This is a genomic window from Virgibacillus sp. M23, assembly GCF_034190895.1.
Lineage (GTDB): Bacteria > Bacillota > Bacilli > Bacillales > Amphibacillaceae > Virgibacillus > Virgibacillus salarius.
In genome coordinates, this window is the sequence record NZ_JAWDHA010000165.1 from 1 (window position 1) to 601 (window position 601).

The window sequence follows — 601 nt, forward strand, 5'->3', positions numbered from 1 at the left end:
GATCGCTTCGGCATCCGTGAAGAACACATTCACTTCAAAGTTGAGCTGAAAGCTGCGCATGTCCATATTCGCCGTGCCGACGGAGGCGAGATCGCCATCACTGATCATGACTTTTTGATGCATGAAGCCTTTTTGGTAGGAGTACACTTCAATCCCCTCAAGAAGCAGCTCCGGGAAATAGGACCTCGACGCGTATTGGGTCAAAAAGCTGTCGTTCCTCTCCGGCACCATAACCCTTACCTCCACGCCTTTTGTCGCTGCTGCTTTCAGCGCTGTGCGAATGGATTCATTGGGGACAAAATAGGGCGTGGCAATCCAGATTGACTTCTGTGCGGAAGAAATCATTTCATAGTATAGGTCGCTCATGCTTTCCTTCATGTCAGTGCCTGTCTCGACAATTTTATAAATTCCACCTCCCTCCACGTGCACAGGGGTATTTTACTCTTCTTGATCAATTAACACTTCATTGGAGACTTATTCCCAATCCAGCATAAAGATGGCGTGAAGCTTTTGCACAATCTCACCTTCCAACCGAAGGTGAGTGTCTATCCAAAACCCGATGTGCGGATCCCGGCTGATATATTCCTTCCCGACATTTAAG

Annotated in this window: 1 pseudogene; it reads right to left on the minus strand. The window is 47.9% G+C overall.

Features of this window, described 5'->3' with window-relative positions:
* Positions 1 to 601: pseudogene (locus tag RVS70_RS21825) on the minus strand (phospholipase D-like domain-containing protein); the annotation flags it as partial.